14 protein-coding genes and 1 pseudogene are annotated in these 15480 nt (G+C 68.4%); 9 read left to right on the top strand and 6 right to left on the bottom strand.

From position 1 onward, the window contains the following. Positions 1-49 precede the first annotated feature (49 nt). The 4 genes from qcrB to ctaE all read right to left on the bottom strand — a co-directional run bounded on the left by qcrB (position 50) and on the right by ctaE (position 4431). Positions 50-1744, bottom strand: a complete 1695-nt coding sequence (qcrB, locus tag MELE44368_RS01120) for a cytochrome bc1 complex cytochrome b subunit (RefSeq protein ID WP_128106774.1) — start codon at positions 1742-1744, stop codon at positions 50-52. Next, the gene (qcrA, locus tag MELE44368_RS01115) at positions 1741-2952 is read right to left on the bottom strand and encodes a cytochrome bc1 complex Rieske iron-sulfur subunit (protein ID WP_128106773.1); all 1212 of its coding nucleotides are present in this window, start codon (positions 2950-2952) and stop codon (positions 1741-1743) included. Before qcrA ends, qcrB begins: the two co-directional genes overlap by 4 nt. After that, positions 2949-3755, bottom strand: a complete 807-nt coding sequence (qcrC, locus tag MELE44368_RS01110) for a cytochrome bc1 complex diheme cytochrome c subunit (RefSeq protein WP_128106772.1) — start codon at positions 3753-3755, stop codon at positions 2949-2951. Before qcrC ends, qcrA begins: the two co-directional genes overlap by 4 nt. Positions 3756-3819: 64 nt before the next feature. Then, positions 3820-4431, bottom strand: coding sequence for an aa3-type cytochrome oxidase subunit III (gene ctaE / locus MELE44368_RS01105; RefSeq protein WP_128106771.1), 612 nt, complete (start codon positions 4429-4431; stop codon positions 3820-3822). A 68-nt stretch (positions 4432-4499) separates the two neighbouring features. Here ctaE and trpD point away from each other — a divergent pair, with 68 nt between their 5' ends. Further along, the gene (gene trpD / locus MELE44368_RS01100; RefSeq protein WP_164889995.1) at positions 4500-5582 is read left to right on the top strand and encodes an anthranilate phosphoribosyltransferase; all 1083 of its coding nucleotides are present in this window, start codon (positions 4500-4502) and stop codon (positions 5580-5582) included. Here trpD and MELE44368_RS01095 read toward each other — a convergent pair. Continuing rightward, positions 5520-7316: pseudogene (locus MELE44368_RS01095) on the bottom strand (DEDD exonuclease domain-containing protein); the annotation flags it as partial. The gene trpD and the pseudogene MELE44368_RS01095 sit on opposite strands and share 63 nt — an antisense overlap. A 188-nt stretch (positions 7317-7504) precedes the next feature. Between MELE44368_RS01095 and MELE44368_RS01090 the strand changes: the two are divergent. The 4 genes from MELE44368_RS01090 (at position 7505) to MELE44368_RS01075 (ending at position 10921) form a co-directional block, all read left to right on the top strand. Beyond that, positions 7505-7708, top strand: a complete 204-nt coding sequence (locus tag MELE44368_RS01090; RefSeq protein WP_046753969.1) for a hypothetical protein — start codon at positions 7505-7507, stop codon at positions 7706-7708. Positions 7709-7862: 154 nt separating this feature from the next. Next, entirely contained in the window at positions 7863-8984 is a 1122-nt protein-coding gene (gene ripC, locus MELE44368_RS01085; RefSeq protein ID WP_409366087.1) for a peptidoglycan hydrolase RipC, read from the top strand. Further along, a complete protein-coding gene (locus tag MELE44368_RS01080) occupies positions 8953-9780 on the top strand; it encodes a peptidase (protein WP_128106768.1) in 828 nt (275 codons plus the stop codon). The genes ripC and MELE44368_RS01080 overlap by 32 nt, the downstream gene beginning before the upstream one ends. Before the next feature lie 4 nt (positions 9781-9784). Beyond that, a complete protein-coding gene (locus tag MELE44368_RS01075; RefSeq protein ID WP_128106767.1) occupies positions 9785-10921 on the top strand; it encodes a glycosyltransferase family 4 protein in 1137 nt (378 codons plus the stop codon). Positions 10922-10971: 50 nt separating this feature from the next. Here MELE44368_RS01075 and MELE44368_RS01070 read toward each other — a convergent pair whose 3' ends face one another. Next, positions 10972-12771: an AMP-dependent synthetase/ligase gene (locus MELE44368_RS01070; RefSeq protein WP_128106766.1), complete on the bottom strand. Its 1800-nt coding sequence runs from the start codon at positions 12769-12771 to the stop codon at positions 10972-10974. 93 nt (positions 12772-12864) lie between these two features. Here MELE44368_RS01070 and MELE44368_RS01065 point away from each other — a divergent pair, with 93 nt between their 5' ends. From MELE44368_RS01065 to MELE44368_RS01050, 4 genes are all read left to right on the top strand, one after another. After that, a complete protein-coding gene (locus MELE44368_RS01065) occupies positions 12865-13254 on the top strand; it encodes a polyketide cyclase / dehydrase and lipid transport (protein WP_128106765.1) in 390 nt (129 codons plus the stop codon). 69 nt (positions 13255-13323) lie between these two features. Then, positions 13324-13761 (top strand): SRPBCC family protein, encoded by a 438-nt coding sequence (locus MELE44368_RS01060; protein WP_064919655.1) that lies wholly within the window; start codon positions 13324-13326, stop codon positions 13759-13761. A gap of 1 nt (position 13762) precedes the next feature. Continuing rightward, complete coding sequence (locus MELE44368_RS01055; RefSeq protein WP_206613648.1) at positions 13763-15037, top strand: ArsA family ATPase; 1275 nt, start codon at positions 13763-13765, stop codon at positions 15035-15037. Beyond that, positions 15034-15417, top strand: a complete 384-nt coding sequence (locus tag MELE44368_RS01050) for a hypothetical protein (RefSeq protein ID WP_128106763.1) — start codon at positions 15034-15036, stop codon at positions 15415-15417. The genes MELE44368_RS01055 and MELE44368_RS01050 overlap by 4 nt, the downstream gene beginning before the upstream one ends. The last annotated feature ends 63 nt before the right edge of the window (positions 15418-15480 follow it).

Raw genomic sequence — 15480 nt, 5'->3', positions numbered from 1 at the left:
ACCGAATGTGTTGGGGACTTTCGCGTTTCGCGCAGTCAGTGGCCGGGCGTCAGTGGTGCCCGTTCTGCCCGTTGCCGGAGGAACCGTCGAGACTCTCCTGGTGTTCGCGCAGCGCGGTGAGCGCTCTGCGTTCCGCGGCGTGTGCGGCCGCCTCCAGGGCCTCGTGTTCGGAGATCGGATCCGGGAACAGGAAGCTGCCGCTGCCGGGCTCGCCGCCCGAGCCGAGCTTGTTCATCCGCTTGGGCACCGCAGCGCCCTGGTACTCCAACGGAATCGGATGACCGTGCTCGTCGACCGGGCCGAGCGGCTGGTGCAACTCGATGTAGGCACCGTGCGGCAGCCGCTTGATGATGCCGGTCTCGATGCCGTGCTCGAGCACCTCGCGGTCGCTGCGCTGCAGACCCACGGCCCACCGGTAGGCGATGTAGTAGACGATCGCAGGCAGCACCACCATGCCGATGCGCCCGATCCACGTCGTCGCGTTGAGCGAGATGTGGAACTTGAACGCGATGATGTCGTTCATCGCGCACAGCGTCAGCAGCATGTAGAACGCGACGGCCGCCGAGCCGACCGCGGTACGCACAGGAACGTCCCGCGGGCGCTGCAGCAGGTTGTGGTGCGCGTCGTCGCCGGTGAGTTTCTTCTCGATGAACGGATAGATGATCAGCAGCACGAAGATCAGCCCCATGATCACGGCCACCCACACCGACGCCGGGATCGTGTAGTTGCCGATGTAGAACTCCCACGCGGGCCAGATACGCGCCAGCCCTTCCGTCCACATCATGTAGAAGTCCGGCTGGCTGCCCGCCGAGATCTGGGATGGCTTGTAGGGCCCGAGGTTCCAGACCGGGTTGATGGTCAGTAACCCACCCATCAGGCCCAGAATGCCGGTGGTCATCGCGAAGAACGCGCCCGACTTCACCGCGAACACCGGCATCACCCGCACGCCAACGACATTCGTCTCGGTGCGGCCGGGGCCCGGGAACTGGGTGTGCTTCTGGAACCACACCAGCGCGAGGTGCAAACCGATGAGCGCCAGCATGATGCCCGGGATCAGCAGGATATGCAGGGCATACATCCGCGGGATCCAGTAACCGTCCTGGGTACACAGGTATCCCACCCCGCCGCAAGGGTAGTCGCCGCCGAACAGCGCCCAGTGCAGCCAGGTGCCGATGACCGGCATGCCGAGCGTGATCGACGATAGCGCCGCCCGCAGGCCGATGCCCGACAGCAGGTCGTCGGGCAGCGAGTAGCCGAAGTAGCCCTCGAACATGGCCAGGATCAGCAACAGTGCGCCGATCACCCAGTTCGCCTCACGCGGGCGCCGGAACGCGCCGGTGAAGAAGATGCGGGCCAGGTGCACCATGATCGCCGCGGCGAAAAGCAGTGCGGCCCAGTGGTGAACCTGCCGCACGAACAAGCCGCCGCGCACCTCGAAGCTGATGTCGAGCGTCGATTCGTAGGCCTTCGACATCTGGATGCCGCGCAGCGGTTGGTAGACGCCGTTGTAGGTGACCTCGGCCATCGACGGGTCGAAGAACAGGGTCAGGTACACGCCGGTGATCAGCAGGATGATGAAGCTGTACAGCGCGATCTCGCCCAGCAGGAACGACCAGTGGGTGGGGAAGACCTTGTTCAGCTGCCGCCGCACCGCCGCCGAAGGGTGGTAGCGCGAGTCGATGTCGTCGCCCTGTTTGGCGGCCAACTCGGCCATGCTCGGAGGTTTCGGCAATCTCGGACTCATTCTGTCCTCCGTTCCCAAAAGGCCGGACCGACGGGCTCGATGAAGTCACCGTTGGCGACGAGGTACCCCTCGGAGTCGATGGTGATCGGCAGCTGCGCCAACGCCCGCGCGGCCGGACCGAAGATGGGCTTCGCAAAGTGCAGCGCGTCGAACTGCGACTGGTGACACGGGCACAGGATGCGGTAGGTCTGCTGCTCGTATAGCGAAGAGGGACAACCCAAGTGCGAACAGACCTTGGTGTAGGCGAACAGGTCGCCGAAGTTGAAGCTCTCCTGGTTCTTGCGCTTGACGACCCTGGGCAGGTCCTGCGGCTTGATCCTGATCAGCATCACCGGGTTGCGCACGCCCATGGAGATCTCGGCGAGGCGGTGTGCCGACTCGACGGTGGTGCCGTCGCCGTCGGATTCACGCCACGGGAACACCGTCTCCATGCCGCCGGCGTCGATGTCCTCCGGGCGCATCTTGATGAACGGTCCCAATCCGTCATCTCCGACGGCGCGGGCCAGATAGATGGTCTCGCCCTTGAAGCGCGGCGTCCACCCCGACGTCCACAGCACCGCCTTCTTGCCTTCGGCGGTGTCCACCACCGGTTTCCACGGGTTCTTGATCAAGCCACCGGCGAACGCCACCAGCGTTCCGAGGCCGAACGCGCCGAGCCCGACACCCAGCGACATGCCGATCAGCTTGCGCCGCTTGATGGTTGAGCCCTCGAGCGCATCCGTGAGGTTGGCCGCCACGGTCTTGCGGTGCAGTTCGGGGGAGGCGCCGTCGTGGCGCTCCTGGATGGAGATCTCCTGCGGGATGAACTTTTTCTGGTACAGCACCGCGCCGACGCCGATGGACAGGATCGACAGCCCGAACGTCAACCCGTAGAGCGGGGTGGTCAGGCTGTAGACGAAAACGCCCTCGGAGCCGGTCGGCTTCCACTCCCACGGCCAGAACAGGAACACCAGCAGCAGCGCCAGCCCCGAAACGCCGCCCAGCATAAGCCAATACGCGACCAGACGTTCGGCGCGTTTTTCGGCCCTGGTGCCCTTGACCGGCCAGCGGTCCTCTTTGAAGACCGCCTCGACCCCGTCGAGCCTGCCGCCGAGCGCGACCAGCTCCTCGCGCGACATCGCCGCGAGTTCGGCGGCGCTGGGCTGGCCGGGTTCGCCCCTGTGACCGGGGACGTCGGTGCCCTTGGGCTGATCTTCTGAGTCGGTCATGCTCGTGCTCCGATCCAGAGGGCCGCAGCGATGACGGCCACCATGCCGATAATCCATGCCGCCATGCCCTCCGGCGCCGGACCGAAACCGCCCAGCCCGTAGCCGCCGTAGCTGGGGGCTTCCGCCGATTCGCGGACGTAGGCGACGATGTCGCGCTTCTCCTCAGGGCTCAGCTGCCGGTCGGAGAACTTGGGCATGTTCTGCGGACCGGTCACCATCGCCGTGTAGATCTGCGCCGGGTTCGCGCTACCCAGATCGGGGGCGTACTTGCCCGACGACAGCGCACCGCCCTTGCCGGTGAAGTTGTGGCACGACGCGCAGTTCAGCCGGAACAGGGTGCCGCCGCGCGCGACGTTGTCACCGATCAGCGACGCGTCAGCGATCTGGCCGTTCTCGTCGCGAGGCACCAGCGGCCCGCCGCCGTTGGCCTGCACGTAGGCGCCGAGCGCGTCGATCTGGGCCTCGTCGAACAGCGGGGGCTTCTTCGGGGCCTGGGCCTCACCGCGCATCGCGGGCATGCGCCCGGTGGACACCTGGAAGTACACCGCCGCCTCGCCGACGCCGATAAGGCTCGGCCCGCGGTCGGGCACCCCCTGGAGGTTGGCGCCGTGGCAGGTGACACACGACGTGTCGAACAACTGCTTGCCGGTGCGCAGCAGGGCCGACTGCGACTCGTCGGCGACGGCCACCTGAGGCTGTGGCGTCAGAGTTGCGGCGAGGCCACCCGCGACGGCCAGTCCAAGAAGCAGCAGCACGGCTCCGGACAGACGCCGGCGCAGCCGACGGCGCGACTTGTCGGTCATCGAACCCCTTTTCTTATCGGTCCACGTCGGCCGGGCCGATCAACGGACATATCGGCTGAGCCGATCATCGGACGAAGTAAATAGTCGCGAACAGGGCGATCCACACGATGTCGACGAAGTGCCAGTAGTAGGACACGACGATCGACGCGGTGGCCTGCGCCGGGGTGAACTTGCTCATCCGGGTTCGGGCGAGCAGGAAGATGAAGGCGACCAAACCGCCGATCACGTGCAGGCCGTGGAATCCGGTGGCCAGGTAGAACACCGAGCCGTATGCGCTGCTGGAGATGGTGGTGCCGTGCTGGACCAGGTGGATGTACTCGTAGCCCTGCCCCAGGACGAAGAACAAGCCCATCAGGAAGGTGACGACGTACCACCTGCGCAGCCCGAACACGTCGCCGCGCTCGGCGGCGAACACGCCCATCTGACAGGTGAACGACGACGCGATCAGCACCAAGGTGACCGGCACGGCCTGCACCAGGTTCAGCTCGGTGGGCGGCGGTGGCCACTCACCGCCCGCCTGCGAACGTGCCGTGAAGTACATTGCGAACAGCCCAGCAAAGAACATCAGCTCACTGGAAAGCCACACAATGGTGCCGACACTGACCATGTTCGGCCGGTTCAGCGAATGTACTCGCGACGTGATAGCGGTTCCGGAAGCACCTACAGCACTCGTCACAAGAGCAAGTATGACGCTTTGTAGTTGTCGAACTCCACCCGGGTCGACGTATTGGGCATAATCTGGCGGTGACGTCTTCAAGAGCCCAGCCGTCCGGGTCCGCCGAGACCCCGACGTGGCCGCTGATCCTCGGCCGGTTGACCACTGGTCAAGCGCTCGCGCCCGGTCAGGCCGCTTGGGCGATGGACCAGATCATGACCGGCGTGGCCACTCCGGCACAGATCGCCGCCTTCGGCGTGTCGATGCGGATGAAGCGCCCGACGGCCGCGGAGGTGACCGAGCTGGCCGACACCATGCTCAAACACGCGCGCCGGGTGCCCACGGACGTGATCGGCACCGACACCGTCGACGTGGTCGGCACCGGCGGCGACGGCGCCAACACCGTCAACCTGTCCACCATGGCGTCGATCGTGGTGGCCGCGGCGGGCGTCAAGGTGATCAAGCACGGCAACCGGGCGGCGTCGTCGTTGTCCGGCGGGGCCGACACGCTCGAAGCGCTCGGCGTGCGCATCGACCTCGGACCCGACGATGTGGCGCGCAGCGTCGCCGAGGTCGGGATCGGGTTCGCGTTCGCGCCCCAGTTCCATCCGTCGTACCGGCACGCCGGGGCGGTGCGCCGCGAACTGGGCGTGCCGACGGTCTTCAACCTGCTTGGGCCGCTGACCAACCCGGCCTCACCCCGCGCGGGGCTGATCGGTTGCGCATGGGGTGACCTGGCGGAGGTGATGGCGGGCGTGTTCGCCACTCGGGGCGCCAGCGCGCTCGTCGTGCACGGCGACGACGGCCTCGACGAGCTGACCACCACGACGACGAGCACCATCTGGCGGGTGCAGGCAGGCACCGTGGAGCGGCTGACGTTCGACCCCGCCGCGTTCGGGTTCGCCCGTGCGGAGATCTCCGAGTTGGTCGGCGGCGACGCGGAGACCAACGCCGCCGAGGTGCGCGCGGTGCTCGGCGGCGCCAAGGGTGCGGTGCGAGATGCCGTGGTGCTCAACGCCGCCGGCGCGTTGGTGGCCCATGCCGGACTAGCCAGCGACGCCAAATGGGTGCCTGCGTGGGAGTCGGGGCTCGCCAGGGCCGCCGAGGCGATCGACTCGGGGGCGGCCGAACAGCTGCTCGCGCGTTGGGTGCGGTTCTCCCAAAAGCTCTGAGGCGTCCTCGAATTCGGCCGCCACGGTCTGCTCGGCGGCCAGCCGCGCCGACCGGGCCGTCGCCGACCAGCCCGCCCACTGGCCTGCCGCCCCCAGCGGTGAGCAGTAGCCCGGCTCGGCCCGCACGATGCGCACCCCGGGTGAGCCCAGCCAGCGCGCGATCAGCCCCACCTCCTCGACCAGCGCCCCGCCCAACGGCGCGGGCGTCGCGATGACGGTCTGCGCGCCCGCGCAGATCGCGTCGATCACCGGCATCGGCGGAACACCGCGCGGCGCATTGCCCGCCGCGGCCAACTGGCCGCTGCGCAGCACCGCCAGCTGCCATCCGCCGGAGCCGTCGGGGCGCGCGGCCACCATTTCGCGGACGGCGGCCAGCGCGCGCAACCGTTGGCCGCGCCACAACACCTCGATGGCGGTGGCGGCGTGATCGCGCAGCCGCGCGGCGGTTTCGTACCGGTTCCGTTCGGCCAGATCACCGATGTGGGCCACCACTTTCGCCAGCGTGCTGCTGTCGCGGCCCTCGATGAGATCGGCGGCGCGCCGCACGGCGTCGGCGTACTCGGCGGCATCGACATCCCGCGGCGCGGGACACGGGGACACCTCGCGGTCAGGACAGTGCGGGCCGTGCAGCGCGGTGCGGCCCAGCCGTTTGGTGCAGGTGCGCACCCCGGTGAAGCGGGCCAGCAGGGCCGCGGTGTCGACGGCGTCGGCGCGGGTCCGAAACGGGCCCACCGCCCGGTCGTGTTTGGGCACACGCACCGCCGAGAAGCGGGGAAACGGCTCGTCGGTGAGCACCACCCACCACCACCGGTGCGGAAACTTCGACCGCCGGTTGTACGGCGGTGCGTGCGCGGCGAGCAGTCGGAGTTCGCGCACGCCGGCCTCCAGGTCGTGCGCGCACTCGACGTGGTCGACCGCGGTGGCCAGCGACGCCATCTCCTTGATCCGGGTGCGTGGGTCCGCCCCGTTGAAGTACTGGCCGACGCGGCGACGCAGGTTCTTGGCGGTGCCGACATAGAGCACCTCGCCGCCCGGCCCACGGAACAGGTACACCCCGGGCCGGTGCGGCAGCGCCGCGGCCAGGTGTCGGTTGCGGCGCTGCGCCGGGGTCACGTCGGGACGGTAGGCGCGCAACTCGGGGTAGGTCTGCACGCCCTGGTTGCCGACGCGTTCGATCAGCCCGTGCAGGACGTCGACGGTGGCGCGGGCATCGTCGAGGGCGCGGTGTGTCGGGGTGGTCGACGCGCCGAACAGCCGCGCCAGCGCCGACAGCCGCACGCTGGGCGCCTCTTCGCGCGTCAGCACCCGGCGCGCCAGCCTCACCGTGCACAACACGGGAGGCCTCGGCCACACGATGTCGCAGCGTTCGGCGGCCGCCCGCAGAAACCCGATGTCGAAGCCCGCATTGTGGGCGACCAGCACGGCGCCGCGGGCGAACTCGAGAAACGCCGGCAGCACCGTCTCGATCCGGGGAGCGTCGCACACCATCGCGGTGGTGATCCCGGTCAGCGCCACGATCTGCGGCGGAATGCTGCGACCCGGATCCACCAGGGTGGCCAACTCGCCGAGCACCGCGCCGCCGCGGACCTTGACGGCCCCGATCTCGGTGATCGCGTCGCACCCGTCGCCGCTGGCGCGCCCGCCGGTGGTTTCGAGGTCGACGACCACGAAGGTGGTTTCCCGCAACGACAGCTCCGCCAGCGGATCGACATCAGCGAAGCTGAGCTGGCCCATGGCGCTGACGGTAGGCAAGGGCACCGACAGCGGCGGGTTGCCACGCGCATCACTACCCGTTGCCACATGCGTTGCCAGCGCATTCCCGGCGCTTTGCCACCTCGCGGCCACCTCGCGCGTCCCCGGCGCGGGGAAGTTGTCGGTGCCTGCCGATACCGTCGGCCCAACACCGACCGAGAGGAGTGTTCATGGGCACGGTGAGGATCGACTGCGACGACTGCGCGGTACGCGGGCCAGGTTGTCAGGACTGCGTGGTCAGCGTCTTGCTCGGCGCACCCGAGACGTTGCTCGATGACGAGCGCCGAGCGCTGGAGGTGCTTGCCGATGCGGGGCTGGCGCCGCGTCTGCGGCTGGTACCGATTCACCGTCGCGGTGATTCGGGGGTGGCTTGAGGACACGCGCGGACGACGGGCGTGGAAAACAAGACCGTCGGAACTGTTAAATTTGGCGTCTTCGTTGGACAACGCCGATGCCGTTTCGTAACCTGACTGAGACCTAAACGCAGTTCGAAGCGGCTTCGTTACGGAAGTTTGAGGACGCACAATCTTGAGGCTCGATCGCATCCAGGTGCCCGCGCGTGTCTTGTCGCGATTGCGTAGACCGGTCGTAGGCGCGATAGCGAGTCTGGCAATCGCTTTCGGCATGCTCGCCGGCGTTGTGCACGCCGACCCCGCAGAGGATGCGCTGGCGAAGCTTCAGGAACTTTCCCGCGAGGCCGAACGCACAACCGAGGCAATGCATTCGGCGCAGCTGGACCTGGACAACAAGCTGGCAGCCCAGCATGCGGCCGAGGCCAAGCACGCCGCCGACGCCGCCATGCTCGAGTCGGCCAGAGCCCGGCTGGCAACCTTCCAAACGGCGGTCAACAAGGTCGCTGCAGCCGAGTACATGGGCGGCAGGACCGACGGTATGGACGCCATGCTGACCGCTTCCTCGCCGCAGGGACTGATCGATCAGCTCTCGGTGCAGCGGGTGATGGCCGCCGAGATGTCGGCTCAGATGAAGAACTTCCGCGAGACCGGCCAGAAGGCCGCGCTCGCCGAGCAGGCGTCGGCGAAATCGGCCGCGGAGGCCAAGACCGCGGCAGAACAGGCCGCCGCGGTGCGCGCGGATCTGCAGTCCAAGCAGAGCCAACTGCAGGTCCAGATCGCGATCGTCAAGTCTCAGTACGAGGCCCTCACCCCGCGCCAGCGCGAGGAGCTCGCCGCGATACCGCCGGCGCCTCCGGTGCGCGCACCCGCGCCGGGTGGCGATCCCGCGATCGTGGCCGCACCGCCCGCGCCGGGCGCTATCCCGCCCGGTGACATGGCCCCGCCGGTCGGCGGGCACTCCGGAACCGTCATCCAGGCGGCGCTGAGCCGCATCGGCTCGCCGTACTCGTGGGGCGGCTCCGGACCCAACGCCTTCGACTGCTCCGGGCTGGTGATGTGGGCGTTCCAGCAGGCCGGCATCTCGTTGCCGCACTCCAGCCAGGCGCTGGCCCGAGGCGGTCAACCGGTGTCGGTGGACCAGATGCAGCCGGGCGACGTGGTCAACTACTACTCCGACGCGTCGCACTCGGCGATCTACATCGGAGACGGCATGATGGTGCACGCCTCCACCTACGGCACGCCGGTGCGAGTCGCCCCGGTGAACAATGCGCCGATCTACAACGTCCGCCGGTACTGATCGTCGGGCGCACGCCAGGAGCAGAAAAACCCTGGGCGCCCTTCTCGTCGCCGAACTGCTCTGCGCCCTGCTGCTGGTGGGCCGTGTCGACAGCGCGTCGGGCCCGGTGGTGGCCGCGCCGGCGTCGCTGACCACCCCGAGCGCGACGGCGACCAGCCGGCCTCTGCGCGACGGCCGCACCGTGCGGCTGATCGGCCTCGGCGGGAACACCGAGCCGTTGTTGTCGCGTGTCGCCGCCGAGATGGACGAGGCCGCGGCGGCGGTCAGCACGTTCTGGGGCGACGGCTGGCCGCGCGAGATCGTCGTGGTGGCCGCCGGAAGCGCCGAGCAGTTCGCGGCCGTGGGAGGCGGGGACTCCCACACCGCCGCCACCACCACCGCCGAGCGGATCATGTTCGCCCCGGACGCCGGTGGCATGAGCGACGAGGCACTGCGAATCGTGTTGCGCCACGAGCTGTTTCACTATGCGGCACGGGCGCAGACGGCGGCTGACGCGCCGCAGTGGCTCACCGAAGGTGTCGCGGACTTCGTCGCGCGCCCAGCCGGCGCGCCGTCTCGCGCCGTGAACGCGACGCTGCCCACCGACGCTGAACTGGCGGGTCCGCAGCGCTCCGCGGCTTATGACCGGGCGTGGCTGTTCAGCCGGTTCGTCGCCGACGAGTACGGCGTCGCCACACTGCGCGAGCTCTATCTGCGCGCGTGCGGCCACGGCCACACCGACACGGCGACGGCGCTGCGTGAGGTCCTGGGTGAGGACCCGCAATCGGTCATGGTGCGATGGCGACAATGGATGTGACGGCGTGAGCCGGGTCTTGTTGGTCACCAACGACTTTCCACCGCGGCGGGGTGGCATCCAGTCGTACCTGCATGAGCTGGTCACCCACCTGGTGGCGGCGGGGGAGCACACGCTGACCGTGTACGCGCCGAAGTGGAAGGGCAGCGACGCGTTCGACCGGGCGGCCGCGGTGACCGGCTACACGGTGGTGCGTCATCCCGGCACCCTGATGCTTCCGGAGCCCACCGTGATGGCGCGCATGCGAAAGCTCATCGAACGTCACCGGGCGGACACGGTCTGGTTCGGTGCGGCGGCGCCGCTGGCGCTGATGGCTCCGCTGGCCCGCCACAGCGGCGCCACCCGGATACTGGCCAGCACCCACGGCCACGAAGTCGGGTGGTCGATGCTGCCGCTGGCGCGAACCGCGTTGCGCCGCATCGGATCCAGCGTTGACGTCGTGACCTATGTCAGCGGTTACACCAGGAACCGGTTCGCATCGGCGTTCGGGCCGGACGCCGCGCTCGAACACCTGCCGCCGGGCGTGGACACCGACCGGTTCGCGCCCGACGAGGTGGCGCGTGCCGAGCTGCGCGCCCGCTACCGGCTCGGCGATCGCCCGGTGGTGGTGTGCGTGTCGCGGCTGGTGCCGCGCAAGGGCCAGGACATGCTGATCCGGGCGCTGCCCGCCATCCGGCAGCGGGTGCACGGCGCCGCGTTGGTCATCGTGGGCGGCGGCCCCTACGGGTCGTCGCTGCGCCGCTTGGCGCACAGCTTCGGTGTCGCCCAGCACGTGATCTTCACCGACGGCGTGCCCGACGACGAACTGCCCGCCCACCATGCGATGGCCGACGTGTTCGCGATGCCGTGTCGCACCCGTGGCGCGGGGCTGGACGTCGAGGGCCTGGGCATCGTGTACCTGGAGGCGTCGGCGACGGGAGTTCCGGTGGTGGCGGGCCGATCGGGCGGCGCGCCCGAAACCGTGCGCGACGGCGAAACCGGGGTCGTGGTCGACGGCTGGGACGTCGGCGCCATCGCCGCGGCCGTCGGCGACCTGTTGGCCGAGCCGGACCGCGCGGCCCGCATGGGCGCCGCCGGGCGCCGCTGGGTGCTGGACAACTGGCAGTGGCGCACCCAGGCCCGCCGGCTTGCCGCGTTGCTCTAGCGGTTTCGGCTGGTTGGTCACGCTGAGCGTGACAAACCACGCCCAAACCACTACGTGTCGTAGATCGCCTCGATGTCGGCGGCGAACTTCTCGGCCACCACTTTGCGCTTGACCTTCAGCGTCGGCGTCAGCTCACCGGTGTCCTCGGTGAAGTCGACGGGCAGGATGCGGAACTTGCGGATCGCCTCGGCCTTCGACACCGCCTCGTTGGCTTCCTTGACGGCCAGATCGATCTCGGCGACCAGGTCGGGATCGGTGGCCAGATCAGCGACCGATGCGTTGGCGTTCTTGGCGTTTCGATCCTTCCAGCCCTCGATGGCCTCGGTGTCGATGGTGATCAGCGCGCCGATGAACGGCTTGGCGTCGCCGACCGCCATCGCCTGGCTGATCAGCGGATGCGCGCGCAACCGATCCTCGAGCATCGCCGGGGCGACGTTCTTTCCACCGGCGGTGACGATGATCTCCTTCTTGCGGCCGATGATGGTCAGGAACCCGTCGTCGTCGATGTCGCCGAGGTCGCCGGTGTGGAACCAGCCGTCGGAGAACACCGCCTTGGTCTCTTCCTCGTTGCGCCAGTAGCCGCTGAACACCACGCCGCCCTTGACCAACACCTCTTTGTCTTCGTTGAGACGCATGCTGTTGCCGGGCAACAATTTTCCGACCGATCCGATCTTGAGATCGTCGACCCGGTTCACCGTGATCGCGGCGCAGGTCTCGGTGAGGCCGTAACCCTCGTAGACGGTCAGCCCGACACCGCGGTAGAAGTGGCCGAGTCGCGCGCCGAGCGGTGCGCCGCCTGAGATCGAGGCGCGGCATTCCCCGCCGAGCGCGGCTCGCAGTTTGCCGTAGACCAACCGGTCGAACACCGCGTGCTTGGCGCGCAGCAGCAAGCCCGGACCGCCGGTGTCCAGTGACTCGCTGTACTCGATGGCGGTGTGGGCGGCCATCTCGAAGATCTTGCCCTTGCCGTCGTTGCGGGCGTTCTGCAAGGCGGTGTTGTACACCTTCTCGAACACCCGCGGCACCGAGACCACCAGCGTCGGCTTGAACACCGCGAAGGTGGGCAGCAGGTTCTTGATGTCGCTGGTGAAGCCGAGCGTGACCTTGTTGGCGAATGCGCCCATCGTGATCGCGCGCGCCAGCACGTGCGCCAGCGGCAGGAAGACCAGCATCTTCTCGCCCTTGTCCAGCAGCTCCGGGAAGCACTCCTTGGCGCCGCGAATCTCGTAGACCAGGTTGGAGTGGGTGATCTGACAGCCCTTCGGGGTGCCCGTCGTCCCGGAGGTGTAGATCAGCGTCGCCGGGTCGGCCGATCTGATCCCGGCCAGCCGGTCTTCGAGTTCCCTGGCGTCCACCGACTTTCCCGCCTCGCCCAGCGCCTCCAGCGCGGGCGTGCCCGAGGTCTCGATGCGCAGTACCTCGCGCAGCTCGGGCAGTTCGTCGGTCAGATGGCTGAGCTTGTCGGCGTGCGCGTCGGTCTCGGCGAACAGGAGCACCGCGCCGGAGTTCTCCAGCACGAACTTCACCTGCTCGGCGGAGCTGGTCTCATAGATCGGCACGGTCCACGCGCCGACGGCCTGAATCGCGAAGTCGATGATCGGCCACTCGTAGCGGGTCGCCGACAGCAACGCCACCCGGTCACCGGCTTTGACCCCGCGCGCGATCAAACCCAGTGCCGCCGAACGAATCTGTTCGGCCGCCTGCTTGCAGGTCACATCGGTCCAGACCCCGTCGATCAGACGCTGGAAGATCACGTGGTCGGGGTCGTTGCGCTCGTGCTCGAAGACACAGCTGACGACATTGTCGTGCTCGCCTACGGTGAATGTAGCGGGACTGCTGAACTCACGCACGGTCCTGGCCTTTCGAAATCCGGCGACTCTGCCGTACCCAGCCTAGTCGGCCACGCTCGGCCGGGGCGGGTGCATATGTGAAGCTGGTAGGTCATGAACAGCATCCAGGTCGCAGACGAGACCTTCGTGGCCGCCGACCCCGTAGAGGTGGGTCGATACATCGGGGATCCGGCGAGTTGGCGGCGCTGGTGGCCCGACCTACGGCTGACCGTGGTGGAGGACCGCGGCGAGCTGGGGCATCGCTGGACCGTTACCGGCGCGCTCACCGGCACGATGGAGGTCTGGTTGGAGCCGGTCCTCGACGGCGTCATCCTGCATTATTTCCTGCACGCCGAACCGTCGGGCGTCGCGGCGTGGCAGCTGGCCAAGATGAACCTTGCCAAGATGAACCACGCCCGCCGGGTGGCGGGCAAGAACATGGCGTTCGAGGTCAAGCAGCGGCTCGAGGCCACCCGTCCGGTAGGCGTATCGCGGCTGGCCTGAGATTTCGGCCATCCCCGGACGGGGAGGGTAAGTTTTTGGCCAGCGACAAGATTCAGCAGGAAAGAAGCAGTGGCGGACAAAACGGCGCAGACGATCTACATCGATGCCGACCCCTCGACGGTGATGGACGTCATCGCCGATATCGGTTCCTACCCGGACTGGGTCGCCGAGTACAAGGAAACCGAGGTCCTCGAGACCGATGAGGACGGCTATCCCAAGACCGCTCGGCTGGTGCTCGACGCCGCCGTCCTCAAAGACACCATGGTGTTGTCCTACGACTGGCCGGCCGACCGCCGTTCGGTGACGTGGAGCCTGGTGTCGAGTTCCCTGCTGAAGTCGCTGAACGGAGCTTATCGGTTGGCGCCGAAGGGATCCGGGACAGAGGTGACCTACGAACTGTCGGTCGACTTGATCATCCCGATGATCGGTCTGCTCAAACGGAAGGCCGAACGGCGGCTGACGGACACCGCGTTGAAGGACCTGAAGAAACGAGTCGAGGCTGAGTGAGCTGAGGGATACCGCCGAAGCGGGCGGCGCCAGTATCAGTCTTTTCGTCGGAAAGGGCGGGGTGGGCAAGTCCACGCTGGCGACCGCCACCGCCGTGCGCGACGCGCGTGCGGGTTTTCGGGTGCTCATCGTCTCGACCGACCAGGCGCACTCCATCGGCGACGTGCTGGGTACGGTCGTCACGCCCACCGGGCTGTGCGAGCCGACCCGGGTGCTGGCCGATCTGGGCACCGGGACAGCCGGCGATGACGGCGGATTCCTCGACGCGCTGGCGCTGGACACGTTGGCGCTGCTGGAGGCCCGGTGGCGCGACGTCGCCGGGCTGGTGTCCGCCAGGTTTCCCGAATCTGATCTGGGCAGTGTTGCGCCAGAAGAACTTTCGGCGTTACCGGGCATTCAGGAGGTGCTCGGCCTGCATGAGGTCGGCGAGCTGGCTGCCTCGGGAAACTGGGACCGGGTGGTGGTCGACTGCGCGTCCACCGCCGACGCGCTGCGCATGCTCACGCTGCCCGCGACGTTCGGCCTGTATTTGGAGCGGGCGTGGCCGCGGCACCGGCGACTCTCCGGCGCCGCCGACGACCCCGCGACCACGGCGGTCGTCGCGTTGCTCGAGCGCATCGGCGCAGCGACCGACCGGCTCAGCGCCATGATCACCGACGGGTCCAGGGTCAGCGCGCACCTGGTGATGACGGCCGAGCGGGTGGTGGCCGCCGAGGCGGTGCGCACGCTGGGCTCGCTGGCGCTGATGGGTGTTCGGGTCGACGAGCTGATCGTCAATCAGCTTCTCGTGCAGGACGATTCCTACGAATACCGCAACCTCCCCGAGCATCCCGCGTTCGACTGGTACGCCGAGCGGATCTCCGAGCAGCAGGCGGTGCTCGATGAGCTCGACTCCGCGGTCGGTGATGTGCAACTGGTGCTGGTGCCCCACCTCGCCGGCGAACCGATCGGAGCCAAGGCGCTGGGCGAGCTCCTCGACAGCGCCCGCCGCAGGGACGGCGCGCCACCGCCGGGGCCGCTGCGCCCGATCGTGGATCGGGAATCGGGCTCGGGTCTCGAAGCCATCTACCGGTTGCGGCTAGAGTTGCCGCAGGTCGATCCGGCGGCCTTGGCGCTGGGCCGGGTCGACGACGACTTGATCATCGGCGCCGGCGGTCTGCGCCGCCGGGTCCGGCTGGCATCCGTCCTGCGCCGGTGCATCGTGATGGACGCGCAGCTGCGCGGGAGTGAACTGACAGTGCGGTTTCGCCCGAACCCGGAGGTGTGGCCGAAGTGAGTGGGGCACATCCCGACCTCGGTCCGGAACTTCGGCAGTTGGCCCAGACCATCCTGGACCGGCTTGACCCCGCCGTGAAGCTGGCCGCCGCGCGGGCGGCCAGTGCGGGCCCGGGCAAGTGCCAGCAGGCGTGGTGCCCGGTCTGTGCGCTCGCGGCGCTGGTCGCCGGCGAACAGCACCCGCTGCTGACCGTCATCGCCGAGCACAGCGTGGCGCTGTTGGCGGTGATCAGGGCCATCCTGGAGAACACCCCGGAAGGGCCGGGCGAACCGCCGCCGCAGGGCCCGCCGCCACCGGACAGCCCCGACGGCCCCGACGGCGGGCCCAACGGTGCCGGACCCGGCCACTATCAGCACATTCCCGTCACCGTCGAGGAATGACGAAAATGACGGGCGGTTGCCCGCACCTGTGCTGTGGTCGCATCCACAGCACGTAGGTAAAGT

The organism is Mycolicibacterium elephantis DSM 44368 (assembly GCF_004014805.1).
In the GTDB taxonomy this organism is placed as follows: domain Bacteria; phylum Actinomycetota; class Actinomycetes; order Mycobacteriales; family Mycobacteriaceae; genus Mycobacterium; species Mycobacterium elephantis.
Note: the sequence above shows the minus strand (reverse complement) of the source record. Positions and strands in the feature narration are given on the sequence as shown.

What these genes read in the sequence shown, in the direction of transcription:
- qcrA (WP_128106773.1), bottom strand. Translation starts at nt 2,952, where the DNA reads ATGACCGACTCAGAAGATCAGCCCAAGGGCACCGACGTCCCCGGTCAC.
- qcrC (WP_128106772.1), bottom strand. Translation starts at nt 3,755, where the DNA reads ATGACCGACAAGTCGCGCCGTCGGCTGCGCCGGCGTCTGTCCGGAGCC.
- MELE44368_RS01080 (WP_128106768.1), top strand. Translation starts at nt 8,953, where the DNA reads ATGCGCCGATCTACAACGTCCGCCGGTACTGATCGTCGGGCGCACGCC.
- MELE44368_RS01090 (WP_046753969.1), top strand. Translation starts at nt 7,505, where the DNA reads ATGGGCACGGTGAGGATCGACTGCGACGACTGCGCGGTACGCGGGCCA.
- qcrB (WP_128106774.1), bottom strand. Translation starts at nt 1,744, where the DNA reads ATGAGTCCGAGATTGCCGAAACCTCCGAGCATGGCCGAGTTGGCCGCC.
- MELE44368_RS01065 (WP_128106765.1), top strand. Translation starts at nt 12,865, where the DNA reads ATGAACAGCATCCAGGTCGCAGACGAGACCTTCGTGGCCGCCGACCCC.